The sequence below is a fragment of the Brevundimonas sp. P7753 genome (assembly GCF_013386595.1).
GTDB classification, from domain to species: domain Bacteria; phylum Pseudomonadota; class Alphaproteobacteria; order Caulobacterales; family Caulobacteraceae; genus Brevundimonas; species Brevundimonas bullata.
Genome location: NZ_JACARP010000031.1, coordinates 39,685 through 59,561 on the forward strand (window position 1 = coordinate 39,685; position 19,877 = coordinate 59,561).

Below are 19,877 nucleotides of genomic sequence, written 5' to 3' on the forward strand. Positions count from 1 at the left end.
TAGTTCGGCGTCATGGCTGAACGATCACTGGATTTGGGCGCGCTGCAAGGTCTGCTGGCGCAGGTGCATGAGCATCAGGTCGCCTGCGTCGGCGACCTGATGCTGGACCGCTATGTCTATGGCGAGGTCAGCCGCATCTCGCCCGAGGCGCCCATCCCTGTCCTGCGCGCACGCCGCACCGTGGCCATGCCCGGCGGCGTGGGCAATGTGGCCCGCAACGTCGCGGCTCTGGGCGGGCAGGCCCGACTGGGCGCGGTCGTCGGTCAGGACGCGGCGGGCGCCGAGCTGACCGATCTGATCGCCGCCGAGGACCGGGTCGAGGACGCCCTGGTTCGCCCCGAGGGCGCGGCCACCATCGTCAAGACGCGCTTTGTCGCCGCCGGTCAGCAACTGCTGCGGCTGGACGACGAACAGCCCGCCGCCGGCGGCTATGGCGAGAAGGCGGTGTTCAAGGACGCCAAGGCCATCCTCCTGTCCGACTACGCCAAGGGCGTGGTGGACGACGCCCTGATCGCGGCGGCGCTGTGGGCCGGTCGGGAATACGGCGCGCCGGTGATCGTGGACCCCAAGGGGCGCGACTTCGCCCGTTATGGCGCGGTCGATCTGATCAAGCCCAACGCCAGTGAGCTGGCCGGGGCGACCGGCCTGCCGGTCGAGACGGACGCAGAGGTCGAAGCGGCGCTGGCGGCCTTGCTGGCGGCGACCACGGCCAATGCGGTCGTCGTCACGCGAGCGGGCAAGGGCATGACCCTGGCCCGTCGGGACGGCGGCGTGGTGCATTTCCCTGGTCGGGCGCGCGAGGTCTATGATGTCTCCGGCGCCGGCGACACGTCGTTGGCGGCGCTTGGTCTGGCCCTGGGCGCGGGCGCGTCGCTGGAGACGGCGGTGCAGTTCGCCATCCTGGCCTCGGGCGTGGTGGTGGGCAAGAGCGGCACCGCCGTCGTGACCCCCGCCGAACTGATCGAGGCCGAGATGAGCCAGCACGCGACCCTGGCCCAGGCCAAGGTCACGCCTCTGGACGAACTGGCAGATCAGGTCGAGGCGTGGAAGCGTCAGGGCCTGAAGGTCGGCTTCACCAACGGCTGCTTCGACATCCTGCACCGCGGCCACGTGGCCTATCTGGCCCAGGCGCGCGGCTGGTGCGACCGGCTTGTGGTGGCGTTGAACACCGACGCTTCCGTGCGCCGTCTGAAGGGCGAGGGGCGGCCGGTCAATGATCTGGACAGCCGCGCCGCCGTCATCGGCGGTCTGGCCAGCGTGGATCGGGTGACGGCCTTTGATGATCCTACGCCGATGGTCCTGATCGAGCGGCTGCGGCCCGACGTCCTGATCAAGGGCGCGGACTACACCAAGGACAAGGTGGTCGGCGCGACCGAGGTCGAGAGCTGGGGCGGCGTAGTTCGCCTGGCTGATTTCGCCGACGGCTATTCCACGACCAGGACGATTGAGAAGATGACCGGAGACGCCCAATGATCCCGCGTATGATCGTTGTGACCGGAGGCGCGGGCTTCATCGGCTCCAACATCGTGGCGCGGCTGTGCGAAGCGGGCGCCTGGGACGTGGTGGTTTGCGACCGACTGGAAACCGCCGACCTCGCCAAGTGGAAGAATATCGCCAAGCACCCTATCGCCGACCTGTGGGCGCCGGAAGAGCTGTTCGAGCAACTGGAGCGCCACGCCGAGCGCATAGAGGCCGTGGTGCATATGGGCGCCATCTCCTCGACGACGGAGCCGGATGCGGACCTGATCCTGCGCACCAATTTCAGCCTGTCGCGCGACATCTGGGACTGGTGCGCCATACGCGATGTGCGGATGATCTACGCCTCGTCGGCGGCGACCTATGGCGATGGCGAGACCGGATTTGAGGATCGCGATGATCCTGAGAGCCTGAATGCGCTTCGTCCGCTAAATGCCTATGGTTATTCGAAATACCTGTTCGATCAGTACGCCGTGCGTCAGGCGGATCGCGGACAGGCGCCGCGTCAGTGGGCGGGGCTGAAGTTCTTCAACGTCTATGGGCCGAACGAGGGCCACAAGGGCGGCATGAAGTCGGTCGTGGCCCAGATCTGGCCCAAGGTTCAGGCGGGCGAGACGGTCAGCCTGTTCCGATCGCACAACCCCAACTATCCCGACGGCGGCCAGCTGCGCGACTTCGTCTATGTCGATGACGTGGTGAACATCATCGACTGGCTGCTGCAGACGCCGGATGTGTCGGGCGTGTTCAACGCCGGATCGGGCCAGGCGCGGTCCTTCGCCGATCTGGCGCGGGCGACCTTCGCGGCGGCGGGCAAGGAAGCCTCCATCGCCTATGTGGACATGCCCGAGGCGATCCGCGATCGGTATCAGTACTTCACCGAGGCTAGCATGGATCGCATCCGCGCGGTCGGCTTCAACGGCCAGTCGACGCCGCTGGAAGAAGGCGTGCGTCGCTATGTTCAGGGCTTCCTGTCGCAGTCGGACCCCTATCGATGAAGAAGCCCCGTCTGACCTTGCGCCAATGGGTCGGCATCACGGGCTTTGCGCTGGTCTTCATCCTGGTCGCCGCCGTGGCCGTCTGGCGCGGCGACATCCTGAAGGCGGGTCTGGACCCTCAAGTGCCGTTCCAGACCTATGAGCCGCCGCCGGCGCCCAACTATGATCAGGCGGCGGCTTGGGTGTTGCGTGACGCCCGCGCGCCGGGGGCGGGCGCGGCCCACGTCTTCTTCGTCCACTCGACGACCTATGAAGGCGGCCAGCACTGGAACGGCCCCATCGATGACCGCAAGGCCGCCGACGACCTTCGACGCGGGGTCTTGCCCAACTATGCAGGGCCGTTCGCGCGCGCCGGCGATGTCAGCGCGCCGCGCTATCGTCAGGCCAGCCTCTATACACGACTGACCCTGCGCGAAGATGCACGCGAGGCCCGGGCGTTCGCCTATCGTGACGTTGACGCGGCCTTCAGCGCCTGGTTGCAAGCCCATCCCACGGGTCCGATGGTTCTGGTCGGGGTGGAACAGGGCGCGGATCTGGTGGATCGACTGCTGCACGATCGTGTGGCGCATGATCCTGTTCTGAAGCAACGGCTTGTAGCGGCATATCTTATGGAGGGCGTCCTCCCGGAGGCCCGCTTTGGCGAGGTTCCGCTGTGCCAGAGCCGCGATGAGATCGGTTGCGCCATGGCTTGGAGATCGGTCGAAGAGGGCGATGAGAGCGAGGCCAAGCGCGTGTTGCGCCGCGCCCTGGTCTGGGATGAACGCGGGGCCTTGATCAGCACGGAAGGCGCGGCGACCGCTTGCGTCAACCCTGTAACGGGGTCCGCAAAACGACCTGCATCGGCCATGCGCGACAGCCGCGGCGCCACCAATGCGACCAATCTGGAATGGGGCGCCCGCCCGGCCTTTCAGGGACGTATCGTAGCGGCGGAGTGCCGTGACGGCATCCTGTGGCGATCCCCGCTGAACTCCGAATCCTTCCGCCTGCGGGGGTCATGGGCCGACAGGCGCAAGATCCCGCCCTTCAACCTGTTCTACGCTGACATCGAGGCCGATGTTCTGGATCGCGTCAGCATCTGGGAAAAGAAGAACGGGGCTGTCGGCTAGTCCACGCCGGGGCGGTCGTTGCGCCAGTCGAACAGGGATTCCAGCACCCGCACGGCCTCGCCGCGTGGGCTGGTCAGGTCGGGATCGCGGCCCAGGATCAGGCGGGCGTCATCCGACGCCGCCAGCATCAGCGAGCGGTGCTTGATCGGATCGGCGAAGCGATAGGCGGGGAAGCCGCTCTGCTTTAGGCCCAGGGGGTCGCCGCCGCCGCGCAGACGGAAGTCCTCTTCGGCTATCTCGAAGCCGTCTTCGGTGCGGCGCAAGGTCTCCAGACGTTCGCGCGCCGTCTCGCCCAAGGCGCCGTCCTGACCGCCGTACAACAGGATGCAGGCGCTGGACTTGGCCCCGCGCCCGACGCGGCCGCGCAGTTGGTGAAGCTGGGCCAGGCCGAAACGGTCGGCGTGTTCGATGACCATGATGGAGGCGTTGGGCACGTCCACCCCGACCTCCACGACCGTGGTGGCGACCAGAAGCGGGATGCGGCCTTCCGCGAACTCAGCCATAACCGCCTCGCGCTCGGCGCCCGGCATCTGGCCGTGGGCAAGGCCGACCTCGACCTGAAGGATGCGGCGCAGGTCGGCGGCGCGTTCTTCGGCGGCGGCCAGGTCGATGGCTTCGGACTCGGCCACCAGTGGGCAGATCCAGTAGGCTTGAGCCCCGCTGTCGATGGCCGCCTTCAGCCGTTTGGCGACTTCACCGATGCGGACCAGGGGCACAACGGCGGTGGCGACGGGGGTGCGGCCCGGCGGTTTCTCCATCAGGCGGCTGACTTCCAGCTCGCCATACTGGGTCAGTTCCAGCGTGCGCGGGATCGGCGTGGCCGACATGGTCAACAGGTGGACGCCGCCGAGGCTCGGGTCGCCCTTGGCCTGAAGTCGCTGGCGCTCATTGACGCCGAAGCGGTGCTGTTCGTCGATGACGGTCAGGGCCAGGCGTTTGAACTGCACCGCGTCCTGGAACAGGGCGTGGGTGCCGATGGCGACCTGGGCCTCGCCCGAAGCCAGGGCCGCCAGCCGTTTGCGCCGCTCGGCTTGCGTGTCGCGGCCGGTCAGCAGAATGGTCGCTATCCCGGCTTCTTCCAGCATGGGGGCGAGGCGTTGATAGTGCTGACGCGCCAGGATTTCAGTCGGGGCCATTAAGGCAGACTGGAAGCCGCTGGAGGCGGCGTCGGCCAAGGCCAGGGCCGCGACGGCGGTCTTGCCCGAACCCACGTCGCCTTGCAGCAGCCTGCCCATCTGCTCGCCGGAGGCCAGGTCGGCGCGGATTTCCTCGATGGCGCGGGCTTGGGCGCCGGTCAGGGTAAAGGGCAGGGCGGCCAGCATCCGACGCGAGGCCTCGCCCGCCGTGATCCGTGCGGCCGGTGTGACCTGACGCGCGCGGCGACGGCGCGCCAGGGCCAGTTGGTGGGCGAACAACTCGTCATAGGCCAGACGCTGACGCGCGGGGGCCTCGGGTGTCAGGTCCAGTTCCGAGGTCGGGGCGTGCAGGCTCTCCAGCGCCGCGCGCCAGCCGGGCCAGCGCCGGGCCGACAGCCAGGCGGCGTCCTGCCACTCGGCCAGCTCTGGAGCAGCGGCCAATGCGCCTTGCGCCAGTTTGCGCACCACGCGCGAGGTCAGGCCTTGGGTCGCCGGATAGACGGGTTCGGACAGGGGAATCTCGTCCGCCTTGTCCAACGGCAGGATGTAGTCGGGGTGCGCGATCTGCACCTCGTTGTTGAAGCGCTCGACCTTGCCTGTGACCAGCCGCCGCTCGCCGCGCGGGGCCAGGCTCTCGATATGGCGCGGCGAACCCGCGAACCAGATTAGGTGAACAAAGCCGGTCTCGTCGGAGGCCCGCATCTTCAGCGGCGCGCCGATCTTGTGCGGGGGGATCAGCCGGTCGATCAGGACGTCGAAGACGCCGATCTCGCCCTCGACGGCGGCGGCGGCGGTCGTGCGGCGGCGCTGGATGATCCCGGATGGCGACAGGAACAGCACGTCGCGCACCAGCGGGCCCGCCAGTTTATGCACCAGAGGCGCGCTTCGAGGCCCCACGCCCTTCAGGGTGGAGACGTCGGCAAACAGGGGAAAGAGAATCTCGGGCCGCATTAGCCTCAGCATAGCTGGCGAAAACGGAACGGGAACGCTATCTGATCCAACTCTTCACATGAACGGACCGGGCAAGGAAACGCGTGGCCGAAATTGACGCACGTCCAGAGGACACTCTGAAGCACCAACGCCTGGGCCGGATTTCGTATCGCGCCTGGCGACGCGGCTTCCGCGAAGCCGACATGGTGCTGGGCCCTTTCACCGATCAGGTCGGACCGACGCTGAGAGACGAGGAGCTGGATCAGCTCGAGACCCTGCTGGATGAAGAGGATCAGTACCTCTACGCCTGGATCATCGAGAAGGAGCCGACTCCGCCCGAGTTCGACGGGCCGATGCTGGCGCGCATCCGTACCTTCATGCGTGAACACGTTGCGGCGGAAGTGGCCAAGGGTATCGGTTGATGAGTGAGGCGATGGCGCGGCGTGACGTCGAACTGGGCGGCGCGCCCGAGGGGCTGGATGCGCTGGTCGTCGCCGAGCGGCTGAAGGCGCAGGGCGGCGTGGGCCTGCTGGTGGCGCGGGATTATCAGCGTTCGGGAAATTTCACTCAGGCGCTGAGCTTCTTTGCCAAGGATGTTGAAGTTCTTGAATATCCGGCCTGGGACTGTCTGCCTTACGACCGTCTGAGCCCGACCGCTTCGGTTGCGGCGCAGCGGATGGCGACCCTGACCCGTCTGGCCCAGCGCGATCCGTCGGACGTCAGACCGCTGCTGGTTGTCGCCACCATCGCCGCCGTGACCCAGCGGACGCCGCCGCGACAGGCCGTCACCGGGGCCGGGTTCGAAGCCCGCGTAGGCCGCGATCTGGATACGGCGGCGCTGGAACGCTACGTCTCGGCCAACGGCTATGTCCGCGCCTCGACCGTGTCGGAACGCGGCGAATACGCCATTCGCGGCGGCGTGATCGACGTCTTCCCCCCAGGCTTCGAGGAGCCGGTGCGTCTGGACCTGTTCGGGTCCGAGCTGGAATCGATCCGCGCCTTTGATCCCGAGACCCAGCGGTCGACCAAGCAACTGAAGCAGGTCTCGCTCTTGCCGGTGTCCGAGGTCCTGCTCGACGCCGAGACGATTTCTCGCTTCCGCACCGGCTACCTGAACCTGTTCGGCGCGGCGGGCGATGAGCCCATGTACGCCGCCGTTAGCGAGGGCGCGCGTCGTCAGGGGCTGGAGCACTGGTTGCCGCTCTTCTATGATCGGCTCGACACCCTGTTCGACTTTCTGCCGGATACAGCTCCGGTCTTCCTCGACAGTCAGGTCGAGCAGGCCCGCGCCGAGCGCTGGAGCCTGACGACAGACGCCTATGAGGCGCGCAAGGAAGCGGCCAAGGGCAAGGGCGGCGCGGCCTATCGCGCGCCCGCGCCGCAGAGCCTCTATCTGGACGAGGGCGAGTGGAACAGCGCCCTGGCCGGTCGCGCCGTGCGCCGTCTATCGCCGCTGGCCGCCGATGCGACGCGGGGCGGCGAGGACGCCGGCGGGCGTCTGGGCCACAGCTTCGCCGCCGAACGCACCCAGGACAGCGTCAATCTGTTCGCCGCGGTGGCTCAGCACGCCGAGCGGCTGAAGGCCGACGACAAGCGGGTCCTGTTCGCCTCGTGGAGCGAAGGCTCGTCCGAGCGTCTGGCGGCCATGCTGAGCGATCACGGGTTGGAACACGTCCTGCCGGTGCGCGACTGGGCAGACGTTCTGGCGGCGCCCAAGGATGTCTATCTGCGCGCCGTTCTGCCGGTCGAGCATGGCTTCGTCACGGATGATGTGGCGGTCATTTCCGAAACCGACATCCTGGGCGACCGTCTGGCGCGGCCCCGGCGCAAGCGGCGGGCCTCCAACTTCCTGGCCGAGGCCTCGGCCCTGACGGCGGGCGATCTGGTGGTCCACCTGGATCACGGCATCGGGCGCTATGAGGGCCTGAAGACGCTGGAGATCCAGGAGGCGCCGCACGACTGTCTGGAGCTGCTCTACGCCGGTGACAGCAAACTCTATTTGCCGGTTGAAAATATTGATCTTCTGACCCGCTACGGCACCGACGCCGACGGGGTTCAACTGGATCGTCTGGGCGGCGCGGGCTGGCAGGGCCGCAAGGCCAAGGCCAAGGAGCGCCTGCGGGCCATGGCCGAGGGCCTGATCGCTCTGGCCGCCAAGCGCGCCATGCGGGTGTCCGACGCCATCGTGCCGCCGTCCGGCCTGTTCGACGAGTTCTGCGCCCGCTTCCCCTATGAGGAGACGGACGACCAGTTGAACGCCATCGGCGACGTGCTGGAGGACCTGGGCAAAGGCACGCCGATGGATCGCCTGATCTGCGGCGACGTCGGCTTCGGCAAGACGGAAGTGGCGCTGCGCGCCGCCTTTGTCGTGGCCATGACAGGTCAGCAGGTTGCGGTCGTCTGTCCGACGACCCTCCTGGCGCGTCAGCACTTCAAGACCTTCAGCGAGCGCTTCGCCGGCTGGCCGATCACGGTGCGGCACCTGTCGCGCATGGTCACGGCCAAGGACGCCAACGAGACGCGCGCGGGCCTCAAGGACGGCACGTTCGAGATCGTGGTCGGCACCCACGCGGTGCTGGCCGAACAGGCCGGCTTCCGCGATCTGGGCCTGGTGATCGTCGATGAGGAGCAGCACTTCGGCGTCAAGCACAAGGAGAAGCTGAAGTCGCTGCGGGCCGATGTTCACCTGCTGACCCTGACGGCCACGCCCATTCCGCGCACCTTGCAGATGGCGCTGTCGGGCATCCGCGAGATGTCGATCATCGCCACGCCGCCGGTCGACCGTCTGGCGGTGCGGACCTATGTCACGCCGTGGGACCCGGTGCTGGTGCGCGAGGCTCTGCTACGCGAGAAATACCGCGGCGGTCAGGCCTTCTATGTCGCGCCGCGTCTGAAGGAACTGCCGGAAATCGAGAAGTTCCTGCGCGAGCAGGTGCCCGAGGTGAAGTTCGTCGTCGGTCACGGCCAGATGACCCCGACCCAGTTGGAAGACGTGATGAGCGCCTTCTACGACGGCAGCTATGATGTCCTGGTCTCGACCACCATTGTCGAGAGCGGCATCGACATTCCGACGGCCAACACCCTGATCGTCCACCGCGCTGATATGTTCGGCCTGGCCCAGTTGCACCAGATCAGGGGCCGTATCGGCCGGTCCAAGGCGCGGGCCTTCGCCTATCTGACGACGGACCCCAAACGGCCGCTGAGCCTGTCGGCCGAGAAGCGTCTGCAGGTGCTGCAGTCGCTGGACAATCTGGGCGCCGGCTTCCAACTGGCCAGCCACGATCTGGATCAGCGCGGCGGCGGCAACCTGCTGGGCGACGAACAGTCAGGCCATATCCGCGAGGTCGGGGTCGAGCTGTATCAGCAGATGCTGGAAGACGCCGTCGCTGAGCTTCGCGAGCAGGGCGAGGAAGTGGCTGACCGTGGTTGGTCGCCGTCGATCAATGTTGGCGCGGCGGTCCTAATTCCAGAAGCTTACGTGCCAGATCTGAACGTTCGCCTCAGCCTGTATCGCCGTCTGTCGGACGCCGAACGCAGCGAGGATCGCGAAGCCCTGGCGGCCGAACTGATCGACAGGTTCGGTCCGCTGCCGGACGAGGCGCAGCAGCTTCTGCGGATCGTCGGCATCAAGGCTAACTGCCGCACGGCCAGCATCGAACGCATCGACATTGGTCCCAAGGGCGCGGTGCTGACCCTGCGCAACAACAGCTTCCCCAATCCGATGGGACTGGTCGGCCTGATTCAGAAGAACCAGGCCTTCTGGAAGCTGAGGCCCGATCAGAAGATCGTGGTGAAGGGCGAATGGCCGACACCCGGAGACCGTCTGAAGGTGGCCGAGCGGATCACCGCCGATCTGGCGCGGGTGGCGGGGGCGGCTTAACCCCGCCCCTTCATCTGCCGGATCAGGGCGCCGAACAGATTGACGTAGTCGTCGGTCCAGGGGCGCACCTCGGTCGGGGCCAGCTTGCGCCAACGTCCGTCGCTCCTGAAGTCCGCCAGGCCTTCGGGCGTGGGCGAGATGGCCAGGGCCTCGGTCGAGGCCTCTGACATCTCGGGTGCGTTGGGCTGTTCGACATAGATCTGATGCAGGTCCGCCGCGCCCAGTTGCCGGGCGGCGGCGACCGCCGGCATGGCGATTTCGAGGTTGCGGTTGGACAGGTGCAGAACGACCACGCCGTCGGGCTTCAGCAGGTTCAGGTAGCCCTGAATGGCTTCGACCGTCAGCAGATGCGTCGGTACGGCGTCCGACGAGAAGGCGTCGATGATCAGCAGGTCATAGGTGCCGGGCGCTTCCTTCGCCATGGTCAGGCGGGCGTCGCCCAGAACGGTGCGGATCGGGCCATCGGCGCAATGCGAGATATAGGTGAACCAGGACGGGTCGCGCGACACGCGGTCCACCATGGGGTCGATCTCGAAAAAGGTCAGTTCGTCCTCGGCTCGTTTATAGGCCGCCATGGCGCCGGAGCCCTGACCCACGACGCCGATCCTGGCGGCGGGCGTCCGGGCCTGGATGCGTTGTGCGGCCTGCCCTAGCGGGGTGGCGGTCGCATAGTACATGGTCGGCATGCAGGCGAAGCCGGGCGCGCGCGCCTGGGCGCCGTGCAGGGTGGTGCCGTGCATCATGACATGAACGTCTCCGCCCATGCCGTCGTCGCGCGTGACGGCGACCCGCATGACGCCGAAGAAGCTGCGCTCGGTCAGGTTCCAGTCATAGCCGCGTCCGACATGGTGCGTCGACAGGGTGATGACCCCGATGATGATGGTGAACAGGACGGCCCGGTCCCGCTCCAGGAAGGCGCAGATCGCCGCCCCGCCCAGAATGAACTGCACCACCTGAAGCCGGGCCTGGTCGCTGAGCAGGGCGCGGAATTCGGGGTTGTAGCGCATGAACTCCAGAATGACGGGCGGCGCGATGGCGACGCCGACGCCGATGAGCAGGATGACCACATCGCGACGAGACAAGGCGCCTTCGCCCCAAGGCCGGGCCAGTCCGACCAGAACCATGACCAGCGGATATTCCCAGACGCCGTTGAAAATGACCGGTGCGATCAGGGCGTTGAAGGCCCCGCCGAGGACGCCGCCCAGCGACAGCAGAAGATAGAACTCGGTCAGACGATCCGGGGCCGGCCGTCGCGCGGCCAGTCGCTGATGACACATCAGGGCCGTCAGAAAGAAGGCTGCGAGGTGTCCCAATAGCAGAAACAGCCACTGGCCCGTGGTCATGCCCACAAGGCTGACGACGATGGCCCCGAGCGCGGCCTGAAGCACCAGCGTGGTCGGCAGGCTGATCCACGGTCTGGCCTGGAAGGCGATGACGAAGGTCAGCAGATAGAGGGCCAGCGGCGCGACCCACAGGAAGGGGGCTGAGGCCACGTCGGTCGACAGGTGGGCGGTGACGCCCAGCATCAGGCTGGACGGCGCCGCGGCCAGCAGGACCAGAATGCCCTTCTCGCGCCACGGGATCGGGGCGCTGATCGCCAGCGGGGCGGGCTCCGGCGCATCCTGAACCCGGCGACGCCAGACCGCCACGGCCAACCCGACCACGAGCAGGACGAACAGAGCGTATCCGCCGGTCCAGGTCGTCCGCTGGCCAGAAAGAGACATCAGGGGTTCGATCAGGGCAGGGTAGGCGAGCAGGGCCAGGAAGCTGCCGAGGTTGGACGCGGCGTAGAGAACATAGGGGTTCTGGCCGTCCGCGTGACCAGCGCGCACCCGTGCGTACCAGGCCTGAAGCAGGGGGGCGGTGGCCGACAAGACGGCGAAGGGCGCTCCGACCGACAGGGCCAGCGTGGCCAACAGCCAAGCCGTTGGGGCCGTGGGATCAGGCTCGCCCAACAGGCCGCTGATCTGCAAAGGCAGGAAGGCGGATGCGGCCAGCAGCAGGCCCAGGTGAATGGCCGCCTGCCACTTCAAAGACCGGACGCGCTGTAACAGGTGGGCGTAGCCGTAGCCGACCAGCAGCGCCGTCTGGAAGAAGACCATCGAGGTGTTCCACACCGACGGCGAGCCGCCGAGCATGGGCAGGACCAGCTTTGTCACCATGGGCTGGACGATAAAAACCAGCGACGCCGACGTGAAAATGGCGACGGCGAACAAGGCGGGTGTTATCGCATCGGCCTTGCGAACGGCTGTCGTCATGGTGGAATCGGTCATTCGCGATCCGCTGGTATCGGCGTGGTCGTCTGACCCGCCCCCTAGCCGGAAGTTTTAGACCGACTCGCAGACGGAGCGCATAGCGATGTTCCCGCAAGATATCGAAGCCTCGGCCACAGCCGTCATCCAGGCCGCGCTCAAGGCCGGCGTCATGGTCGCCACGGCTGAAAGCTGCACTGGAGGCCTGGTGTCCGGCGCCCTGACGGCCATTGCGGGATCGTCGGCGGTGCTGGATCGGGGATTCGTCACGTACAGCAATGAGGCCAAGGGCGAGATGCTGGGCGTCTCGGAGGACCTGCTGGCGCGATTCGGCGCGGTGTCGGAACCTGTGGCCAGGGCGATGGCTTCGGGCGCGGTCGAGCGGTCGCGCGCCTCGGCGGCCGTATCCATCACTGGGGTCGCGGGCCCCGGCGGCGGTTCAGAGGAAAAGCCGGTGGGTCTGGTGCATTTCGCCGCTGCCGGCCCCGGCGGCGCGGTCGTTCATGTGGAGCGTCGGTTCGGCGATATCGGGCGCGAGGCGGTGCGGCTGGAAAGCGTCCGCGTCGCCCTGGCCCTTCTGCTGGAGGCGGTTTCGGCGTGAGCGAGGCGGTTGTGGTTGATGCACGGGGCCATCGCTGTCCGGTGCCCAGCCTGCGTCTGCGCAAGGCGATGGAAGGGCTGAGGCCGGGCGCGCGTCTGATCCTGTTGGCGACCGATCCGATGGCGCGGATCGACGTGCCTTACCTGATGGGCGACCTGGGCGGGACAGTCTGCGAGGTAGAGGAGCAGGACGGCGTCCTGCGCATCACTGTCGAGACTGGCGCCGCTCCGACAGATTGACGACCGAAGCGCTGGTTTCGATTTCCGGCGCTTCGGGCTTCCAGGCGATTTCCAGCTCCGTCGCGAAGGCGCCGCCATAGAAGATGGCGTTGACGTTCCACGACAGCCAGATCAGCAGCACCACGACCGCGCCGACCGAGCCGTAGGTGGCCCCGAGCTGGGCGATCTGCTCGACATAGATGGCGCAGAGCCACGAGAAGACCGACGACATGACCGTGGCCGTCAGTCCGCCCAGCAAGGCCGGCGTCCAGGCCACCCGCGTCTTGTGGGACATGGCGTAGCGATAGAGCATGGTCAGCCCCAGCCACAGACCCAGCGAGGGCCACAGCCCATCCAGCGGCAGGGTCAGCCAGGCGAGGATTCGGGAATCCTGTGTGTGTTCCAAAAGCCGGGAGGTGACGACCGCGCCCGACACGACGGTGAACAGGGCGAAGGCGAACAGGGCGACGAAGACGGCCAGAAGATTGAACTTGAAGAAGCCGTGGGGTTCGGTTTCGTCGTGGATCAGATTAAGTCCTGCCAGCAAGGCCTTGAAACCACGGTGTGCGGCGTAGCCGCCGATCACCAGAGCCAGGGCGCTCTGAGCCGAGACGGTGCGCGCCGAGGTATGGGCCAGGCGCTCGATTTCATTGATGAAGATGGCGCGTGCGGCGTGCGGCAGAACATCGGCCAATGCAGTCGCCTGCTCGCTGACCTGCCCGATCGACAGGACCGCCTTGTAAAAGCCGATCAGGATGGCGATGGCGGGGAAGAGCGCCAGCAGGGCGAAAAAGGACACGCCGCCGGTATAGAGCATGACGTCACGCCCCCAGCTGCGAGCGAAGGCGCGCACCGCCAGGCGACCCCAGAACAGGGGCTGGGCCAATAGGGAGGTGGGCTGATTCAAGCTTTCGCCTCGATCATCGTCAAAGCGACCGATTAACCTCATTTGCCCTATGGGGAAACCCACCGAAGACAGCGATGGTTTTGCACCGCTGTCTCTTGCGGCCCCCATTGCTAGATCGGCGACGTGGTCAGTATCATGCCCCCGGCCTGGAGCATCGGCGTCGGGGGCGAGCCGTCCAGGCCATGGGAGAGAAGTGTTTGGATTCCGATCCGCGTCTATTGGTCGTCGCTGTTGATGACGTCCTGATCGGTCCCCTTTGCGAGGGGTTGGATCATCTGGGCTGGACCACCCTGACGGGGCGATCCCTGAACGCTGCCGAACAGGTGCTGAAGGACATGACGGTCGACGCGGCTGTCGTGGATGCGCGCGGACTGGAGGGCCAGGGCATTGTCGCGCGCCTGCGCAAGGCCGCCGCGCCGCGCTATCTGCCCATCCTCATGATTGGAAGCAGCGCGGCCGAGGGCGACGATGTGGACCTGATGATGTCGTCGCCGCCGCATCCGTCGCAGGCGGCCCTGCGGCTGGAGCAGCTGATCCGCGCGGGCATCGCAGAAGAAGAATTCCGACTGAGGCAGGCCACCTTCGCCGCCCACGGGGTGACGTTGACGGCGCCGGATCTGGGCGAAACGCCGCTGCAGATCCTGACCGCCGGGGCGGCTGACCGTCGCTTCCTGGCCATGTCCAACGCCTTGTCGGCCGCCGGCGCCGAGGTCGTCGCTGCGCCGACGCCCTATACCGCCTTCGACTATCTGCACGAGCGGGCGTTTGACGCCGCTGTTCTGTGGGGCGGTCAGGATCACGCCCCGGCCTTGTCGATCGCGTCGGGGATGAAGCGGAACACCCGCCTCTATCATATCCCGCTGGTCCTTTATTTGCGCGGCGCGGCCGAGGTCGAACTGGAAGATCTCTTCCGTCGTGGTTTCGCCGACGTCGCCGCCGCCGAGACGCCGGAAGACGAGACCGCAGAACGGGTTCTGGCCCTTGCGCGCAATCATCGTCGCCGTCAGGCGATCCGACGCGCGCTCGATTCCGTGCGCGGCTCGGACCTGATGGACAGCGCCACGGGACTGTTCACTCGGGACCTGTTTGCGGCGCACCTGGGCCGGGTGGCCGAGGGCGCCCGGTCGCGCAATCGCGCCCTGTCTGTGTGCGTCCTGAGGGTGGCCGAGCGCGAGCCGGTGGCTCAGGCCCGTAGTGGAGGCTGGCTTGACCGCGCGATGCCGCAGATCGGCGCCATGGTGTCACGCCTGGTACGGGTCGAGGACACGGCGGCGCGTCTCGGGCCTGAGCTGTTCGCCCTGGTGCTTCCGGCGACGGGGGCAAGGGCGGCGCGTCTGGCGGCGGAGCGAATCTCGGCGGTCATCGCCTGCACCGCCTTCGACGCAGGCAAGGATCGCTCGCCCTTCGTGGTCGAGTTTGACGTCGGCGTGGCCGAGATGCTGGACGGCGAAACGCCCGCAGCCGTTCTAGAACGGGCCTCGGCTGACCTGTCAAAGGGTTGAGAACGACTGATCGCTAACGCTTAGCCGACCGCTGCCGCGCCGACGACGGCGACAGTCGGTCAGCTCATGCGCTTGTCGTCTGGATGTCTCCGCGCTCGGCGAGGACGTGAAAGCGGCGGGGGTGAAGGCGGACCGGCTCTCCGGGGGCGAGGATTGTGAGCGGGTCACCGACGGCGCGGTCCAGCTCCAGTCGGCGGCCATGCAGGGACACGGCGACGCGCGTCCTGTCACCGCGTCGCAGGCTGGATATGACTACGCCGGCCAGGCCCGTGTCGCTCGCCTCCAGATCTTCAGGACGGACGCAGAGGAAGGCGTCGCCGGTGGGGGCGTCTGAGGGGGCGCGCCAGTCGCTGGACATGACCTCGCCGCGCGCCACCGTGGCCTGAAGCTGGAGGCCTTCGCCGAGGAAGTCGTGAACGAAGGCCGAGGCGGGGCGGTCGTAGAGGGCCTGGGGCGTGTCTACCTGCTCGACCTTGCCCCGACGCAGGATGGCGACGCGGTCGGCCAGCTCAAGCGCCTCTTCCTGATCGTGAGTGACGAGGACGGTCGTGACGCCGGTCTGTTCGTGCACCTGACGAAGCCAACGACGCAGGTCGCGGCGGACGCGGGCGTCCAGGGCGCCGAAAGGCTCGTCCAGCAGCAGCAGGCGCGGCTCGATCGCCAGGGCGCGGGCCAGGGCGACGCGCTGGCGCTGACCGCCGGACAGCTGGCTGGGGTAGCGACCGCCGAAGCCCTCCAACTGGATCAGGCGCAGCAGGTCGTGGACGCGCTCGGCGATTTCGGCGCGGCCGGGGCGGGTGGCGCGCGGGCGGACCTTCAGGCCGAAAGCGATGTTGTCGGCCACCGTCATGTGGCGGAACAGGGCGTAGCTTTGGAACATCATGCCGACGCGGCGCTCGCGCGGGTTGAGGGCCAGGAAGTCCTCGCCGTTGAACCGCACCTGCCCGGCGGAGGGCCGGTCCAGCCCGGCCATGATGCGCAACAGGGTGGTCTTGCCGGAACCGGAGGGGCCGAGCAGGGCTAGGAACTCGCCGTCGTGGACGGTCAGGCTGACGTCGTCGAGCGCGGGCAGGCCGTCGTAGGCGCGGGTGATGGACTGGATGTCGAGGGTCATGTCAGCGCCGCCCCCTCGCGGCGAGGTCGTCGGCGTGGCGGTGCTCGAGGAAGGACTTCAGGACCAGGGTCAGGAGCGCCAGAACCGCCAGCAGGGCCGCGGTCGCGAAGGCGCCGACGAAGTCATACTCGTTGTAGAGAATCTCGACGTGCAGCGGCAGGGTGTTGGTCAGGCCGCGAATGTGGCCGGACACGACCGAGACGGCCCCGAACTCGCCCATGGCGCGCGCGTTGGCCAGCAGCACGCCGTAAAGCAGGGCCCAGCGCACGTTCGGCAGGGTGATGAAGAGGAAGATGGCGAAGGGGCGGGCGCCGAGCGTCAAGGCGGCCAGTTCCTCGTCCGAACCCTGCTGCTGCATCAGGGGGATCAGTTCGCGCGCGACATAGGGCAGGGTCACAAGGATCGTCCCCAGGACGATGGCGACCGGGGTGAACATGATCTGGAGGCCGGCGGCGTTCAGCCAGGGCGCGAACCAGCCCGAGGCGCCGAACAGCAGGACCCAGACCAGGCCGGAAATGACCGGAGACACTGAGAGCGGCAGGTCGATCAGCGCCATCAGCAGGGTCTTGCCGATAAAGTCGAACCGAGTGACGCACCAGGCGGCGGCCAGGCCGAAGACGGCGTTCAACGGCGTGACGATGGCCGTGGTCAGCAGGGTCAGGCGGGCGGCGGCCCAGACGTCGGGCTGGGACAGGCTGGCGACGGCGGCGCCCAGGCCCCTTCGCAGGGCTTCGACCAGAATGACGCTGAGCGGGGCCACCACGATGAGGGTCAGCCACAGCAGGGCCAGACCGATGAGAAGGCCGCGACCGAGGCTGAGGTTGCGGGGGCGTGCCGCGGGGAGCTGCAGGGTTTCGGCCGTCATGCGCCCCGCCTCGCGATCAGGCCTTGCAGACCGTTGAAGCCGAGCAGGATCAGGAAGGAGAGGATCAGCATGGCCATGCCGATGGTCGCGGCCCCGGCATAGTCGAACTGCTCCAGCTGGGTGACGATCAGCAGGGGCGCGATCTCTGACCGCAGCGGCATATTGCCGGCGATGAAGATGACCGAGCCGTATTCTCCGACTCCGCGCGCGAAGGCGAGACCGACGCCGGACAGGAGGGCGGGCAGGACGGCGGGCAGGATGATCCGCGTGGCGCGCTGAAACGGCGAGGCGCCCAGGGTCTCGGCTGCCGCCTCGACCTCCTGATCCAGGTCCTGAAGCACAGGCTGGATCGAGCGGACGACGAAGGGCAGGCCGACGAAGATCATGGCCACGACCACCCCAACCGGGGTGTAGGCGATCTTGATCCCCAGCGGCGCCAGCAGGCCGCCGATAGGGCCATTCTGGGCGTAGAGGGCGGTCAGGGCGATGCCGGCCACGGCGGTCGGCAGGGCGAAGGGCAGGTCGATCACGGCGTCGGCCAGTCGCTTGCCCGGAAAGTCGTAGCGCGTCAGCACCCAGGCCAGCAGCCCGCCCATCACCGCATTGACGGCGGCGGCGACGGCGGCGGCGATGAAGCTGAGCCTCAGGGCCGCCTGGGCGCGCGGCGAGGCGACAGCGGCGATGACGTTGTCGAAACCGTTCTCCCAAGGCCGGATCGCCAGGGCGGTCAGGGGGATGAGGACGAAGAGCGACAGATAGGCGACTGTAAATCCCAGCGAGAGGGGGAAGCCGGGCAGGGGGCTGGGGGTTCTCCAGGCACGTCGAACGGCCTGTCGGGTCATGGTCGTTGGCCGGGTTGATGGATATGGTCGAAGACGCCGCCGTCGGCGAAGTGGCGCTTCTGAGCCGCGCTCCAGCCGCCGAAGTCGGAGATGGCGACCATGCGGATCTGAGGGAACCGGTCAGCGAAGCGGGCAGCCACGACCGGGTTGCGCGGGCGATAGAAGTGTTGGGCGGCCAGAACCTGAGCCGGTTCGTCATAGAGCTGCGCGAGGTAGGCTTGGGCGCGGTCACGCGTGCCCTTGCGATCCACGACGCGATCGACCACGGCCACCGGCGGCTCGGCCAGGATGGAGACGGGCGGAGCGATGATGTCCACCTTGTCCGGTCCCAGTTCACGGGCGGCGAGGAAGGCTTCGTTCTCCCACGTCAGCAGGACGTCGCCGATGCCGCGCTGGACGAAGGTGGTGGTCGACCCCCGCGCGCCGGTGTCGAGCACCGGCACGCGGCGGAACAGTTCGGTGACGAAGGCTTGCGCCGATTGCTCCGTCCCGCCCGGACGCTGCAGGGCGTCGGCCCAGGCCGCCAGATAGTTCCAGCGCGCGCCGCCGGAGGTCTTGGGATTGGGGGTGATGACTTCGACGCTGGGTTTGAGCAGATCGGGCCAGTCGTGAATGGCCTTGGGGTTCCCCTTGCGCACCAGGAAGACGATGGTCGAGGTGTAGGGCGAGGCGTTGTTCGGCAGACGGGTCTGCCAGTCGGCGGCGATCAGGCCGCGCGCGGCGATCTCGTCGATGTCGGAGGCCAGGGCCAGGGTGACGACGTCGCCCGGCAGGCCGTCGATGACGGCGCGGGCCTGCTTGCCGGAGCCGCCGTGAGACTGTTCAACCGCAAAGGACGCGCCGCCGTCGTCGCGCCAACGGGCGAGGAAGGCTTCGTTATAGGCGCGGTAGAACTCACGCGTCGGGTCATAGGAGACGTTGAGCAGGGCAGCCTGGGCGCCCTTGGGCTGGGCGCAGCCACTGAGCGCCAAGCCTCCGGCGCCGAGCAGAAGACCGCGACGGTCCAGAGTGAAGCCCCCCATCACGCCGGCACGCGCGCGTCATCTTTGACCCAGTGCGGGGTCGGAAGCCCCTTGCTGCGCAGGAACTCCGGGTTGAACAAGCGCGAGGCGTAGCGCGTGCCGGGATCGCACAGGACGGTGACGATGGTCTTGCCCGGTCCCAGGTCGCGCGCCAGCCGCACAGCGCCCGCCAGATTGACCCCTGAGGAGCCGCCGAGCGACAAACCCTCGTGTGTCACCAGATCGAACAGAATGGGCAGGAATTCAGCATCTTCGATGCGATAGGCGAAGTCCGGGGTGAAGCCTTCGAGGTTGCCGGTTATGCGGGCCACGCCGATGCCCTCGGTGATCGAGCTGCCCTCGCCGGTCATCTGACCCTGGGTGAACCAGTTGAACAGCGCGGCGCCCGCCGGGTCGGCCAGGGCGATCTTCACCGCCGGGTTGCGTTCGCGCAGGAAGGCGCCGACGCCAGCCAGAGTGCCGCCGCTGCCGACGGCGCTGACGAAGGCATCGACCTTGCCGAGGGTCTGTTCCCAGATTTCGGCGGCGGTGCCTTCATAGTGGGCGGCGCGGTTGGCGATGTTGTCGAATTGATTGGCCCAGAAGGCGCCGTGGGGCTCGGTCGCGTTCAGCTTGCGCGCCACTGCTTCGGAGTAGTGGACGAAGTGGTTGGGGCTGGAGAAGGGGGCGGCGTCCACCTCGATCAGCCGCGCGCCCAGGGCGCGGATGGCCAGCTTCTTCTCTTCGGACTGGGTGCGCGGCATGACGATGACCACGCGGTGGCCCAAGGCCGCGCCGACCAGGGCCAGACCGATGCCAGTATTGCCCGCTGTGCCTTCCACGATGACCCCGCCGGGCCGCAACGCGCCCGAGGCCTTGGCCTTCTGCACGATGGACAGGGCGGCGCGGTCCTTGATGGACTGGCCGGGGTTCAGGAACTCAGCCTTGCCCAGAATCTCGCAGCCGGTGGCGTCCGACAGGCGGTTCAGGCGGATGAGCGGCGTGTCGCCGATGAGGTTGATGATGCTGGCGATGGACAAGGGGTGTCTCTG

The 19,877-nt window shown here is 67.5% G+C and carries 16 protein-coding genes; 8 read left to right on the forward strand and 8 right to left on the reverse strand.

The window, feature by feature from the left end; genetic code table 11:
- The first annotated feature begins 12 nt into the window (after positions 1–12).
- From rfaE2 to HX774_RS07115, 3 genes are read left to right on the forward strand one after another with little or no spacing between them, the layout of a single operon-like run.
- Positions 13–1,473: a D-glycero-beta-D-manno-heptose 1-phosphate adenylyltransferase gene (gene rfaE2, locus HX774_RS07105; RefSeq protein WP_178825477.1), complete on the forward strand. Its 1,461-nt coding sequence runs from the start codon at positions 13–15 to the stop codon at positions 1,471–1,473.
- Positions 1,470–2,471, forward strand: a complete 1,002-nt coding sequence (gene rfaD, locus HX774_RS07110; protein WP_255500188.1) for an ADP-glyceromanno-heptose 6-epimerase — start codon at positions 1,470–1,472, stop codon at positions 2,469–2,471. Before rfaE2 ends, rfaD begins: the two co-directional genes overlap by 4 nt.
- Positions 2,468–3,577 (forward strand): DUF3089 domain-containing protein, encoded by a 1,110-nt coding sequence (locus tag HX774_RS07115; protein WP_178825479.1) that lies wholly within the window; start codon positions 2,468–2,470, stop codon positions 3,575–3,577. The genes rfaD and HX774_RS07115 overlap by 4 nt, the downstream gene beginning before the upstream one ends.
- On the opposite strand, the gene recG is transcribed toward HX774_RS07115, so the two are convergent.
- A complete protein-coding gene (gene recG / locus HX774_RS07120; protein ID WP_178825481.1) occupies positions 3,574–5,664 on the reverse strand; it encodes an ATP-dependent DNA helicase RecG in 2,091 nt (696 codons plus the stop codon). The genes HX774_RS07115 and recG overlap by 4 nt on opposite strands.
- An 83-nt stretch (positions 5,665–5,747) precedes the next feature.
- On the opposite strand from recG, the gene HX774_RS07125 reads away from it, so the two are divergent.
- Together HX774_RS07125 and mfd are read left to right on the forward strand one after the other, a co-directional pair.
- A complete protein-coding gene (locus tag HX774_RS07125) occupies positions 5,748–6,065 on the forward strand; it encodes a succinate dehydrogenase assembly factor 2 (RefSeq protein ID WP_178825483.1) in 318 nt (105 codons plus the stop codon).
- Positions 6,066–6,076: 11 nt separating this feature from the next.
- On the forward strand, positions 6,077–9,523 hold the full coding sequence (gene mfd, locus HX774_RS07130; protein WP_255500190.1) for a transcription-repair coupling factor: 3,447 nt from the start codon (positions 6,077–6,079) through the stop codon (positions 9,521–9,523).
- Here mfd and HX774_RS07135 read toward each other — a convergent pair.
- Positions 9,520–11,796, reverse strand: a complete 2,277-nt coding sequence (locus HX774_RS07135) for a fused MFS/spermidine synthase (protein WP_178825487.1) — start codon at positions 11,794–11,796, stop codon at positions 9,520–9,522. The genes mfd and HX774_RS07135 overlap by 4 nt on opposite strands.
- Positions 11,797–11,881: 85 nt before the next feature.
- Here HX774_RS07135 and HX774_RS07140 point away from each other — a divergent pair, with 85 nt between their 5' ends.
- Together HX774_RS07140 and HX774_RS07145 are read left to right on the forward strand one after the other, a co-directional pair.
- Positions 11,882–12,376 (forward strand): CinA family protein, encoded by a 495-nt coding sequence (locus tag HX774_RS07140; RefSeq protein WP_178825489.1) that lies wholly within the window; start codon positions 11,882–11,884, stop codon positions 12,374–12,376.
- Positions 12,373–12,615 carry a sulfurtransferase TusA family protein gene (locus tag HX774_RS07145; protein ID WP_114817382.1) on the forward strand — a complete coding sequence of 81 codons (243 nt, stop codon included), beginning with the start codon at positions 12,373–12,375 and terminating at the stop codon, positions 12,613–12,615. Before HX774_RS07140 ends, HX774_RS07145 begins: the two co-directional genes overlap by 4 nt.
- Here HX774_RS07145 and HX774_RS07150 read toward each other — a convergent pair.
- A complete protein-coding gene (locus HX774_RS07150) occupies positions 12,581–13,501 on the reverse strand; it encodes a YihY/virulence factor BrkB family protein (protein ID WP_255500191.1) in 921 nt (306 codons plus the stop codon). The genes HX774_RS07145 and HX774_RS07150 overlap by 35 nt on opposite strands.
- A 197-nt stretch (positions 13,502–13,698) precedes the next feature.
- Between HX774_RS07150 and HX774_RS07155 the strand changes: the two genes are divergently transcribed.
- Complete coding sequence (locus tag HX774_RS07155; RefSeq protein ID WP_178825493.1) at positions 13,699–15,003, forward strand: diguanylate cyclase domain-containing protein; 1,305 nt, start codon at positions 13,699–13,701, stop codon at positions 15,001–15,003.
- Between the two features lie 64 nt (positions 15,004–15,067).
- Here HX774_RS07155 and HX774_RS07160 read toward each other — a convergent pair whose 3' ends face one another.
- From HX774_RS07160 to HX774_RS07180, 5 genes are read right to left on the reverse strand one after another with little or no spacing between them, the layout of a single operon-like run.
- Positions 15,068–16,117 (reverse strand): sulfate/molybdate ABC transporter ATP-binding protein, encoded by a 1,050-nt coding sequence (locus HX774_RS07160; protein WP_178825495.1) that lies wholly within the window; start codon positions 16,115–16,117, stop codon positions 15,068–15,070.
- 1 nt (position 16,118) lies between these two features.
- Entirely contained in the window at positions 16,119–16,982 is an 864-nt protein-coding gene (gene cysW / locus HX774_RS07165; protein ID WP_178825497.1) for a sulfate ABC transporter permease subunit CysW, read from the reverse strand.
- On the reverse strand, positions 16,979–17,824 hold the full coding sequence (gene cysT / locus HX774_RS07170) for a sulfate ABC transporter permease subunit CysT (protein ID WP_178825499.1): 846 nt from the start codon (positions 17,822–17,824) through the stop codon (positions 16,979–16,981). Before cysT ends, cysW begins: the two co-directional genes overlap by 4 nt.
- Positions 17,821–18,846 (reverse strand): sulfate ABC transporter substrate-binding protein, encoded by a 1,026-nt coding sequence (locus HX774_RS07175; RefSeq protein ID WP_178825501.1) that lies wholly within the window; start codon positions 18,844–18,846, stop codon positions 17,821–17,823. Before HX774_RS07175 ends, cysT begins: the two co-directional genes overlap by 4 nt.
- On the reverse strand, positions 18,846–19,865 hold the full coding sequence (locus HX774_RS07180) for a cysteine synthase A (RefSeq protein ID WP_178825503.1): 1,020 nt from the start codon (positions 19,863–19,865) through the stop codon (positions 18,846–18,848). The genes HX774_RS07175 and HX774_RS07180 overlap by 1 nt, the downstream gene beginning before the upstream one ends.
- Positions 19,866–19,877 lie beyond the last annotated feature (12 nt).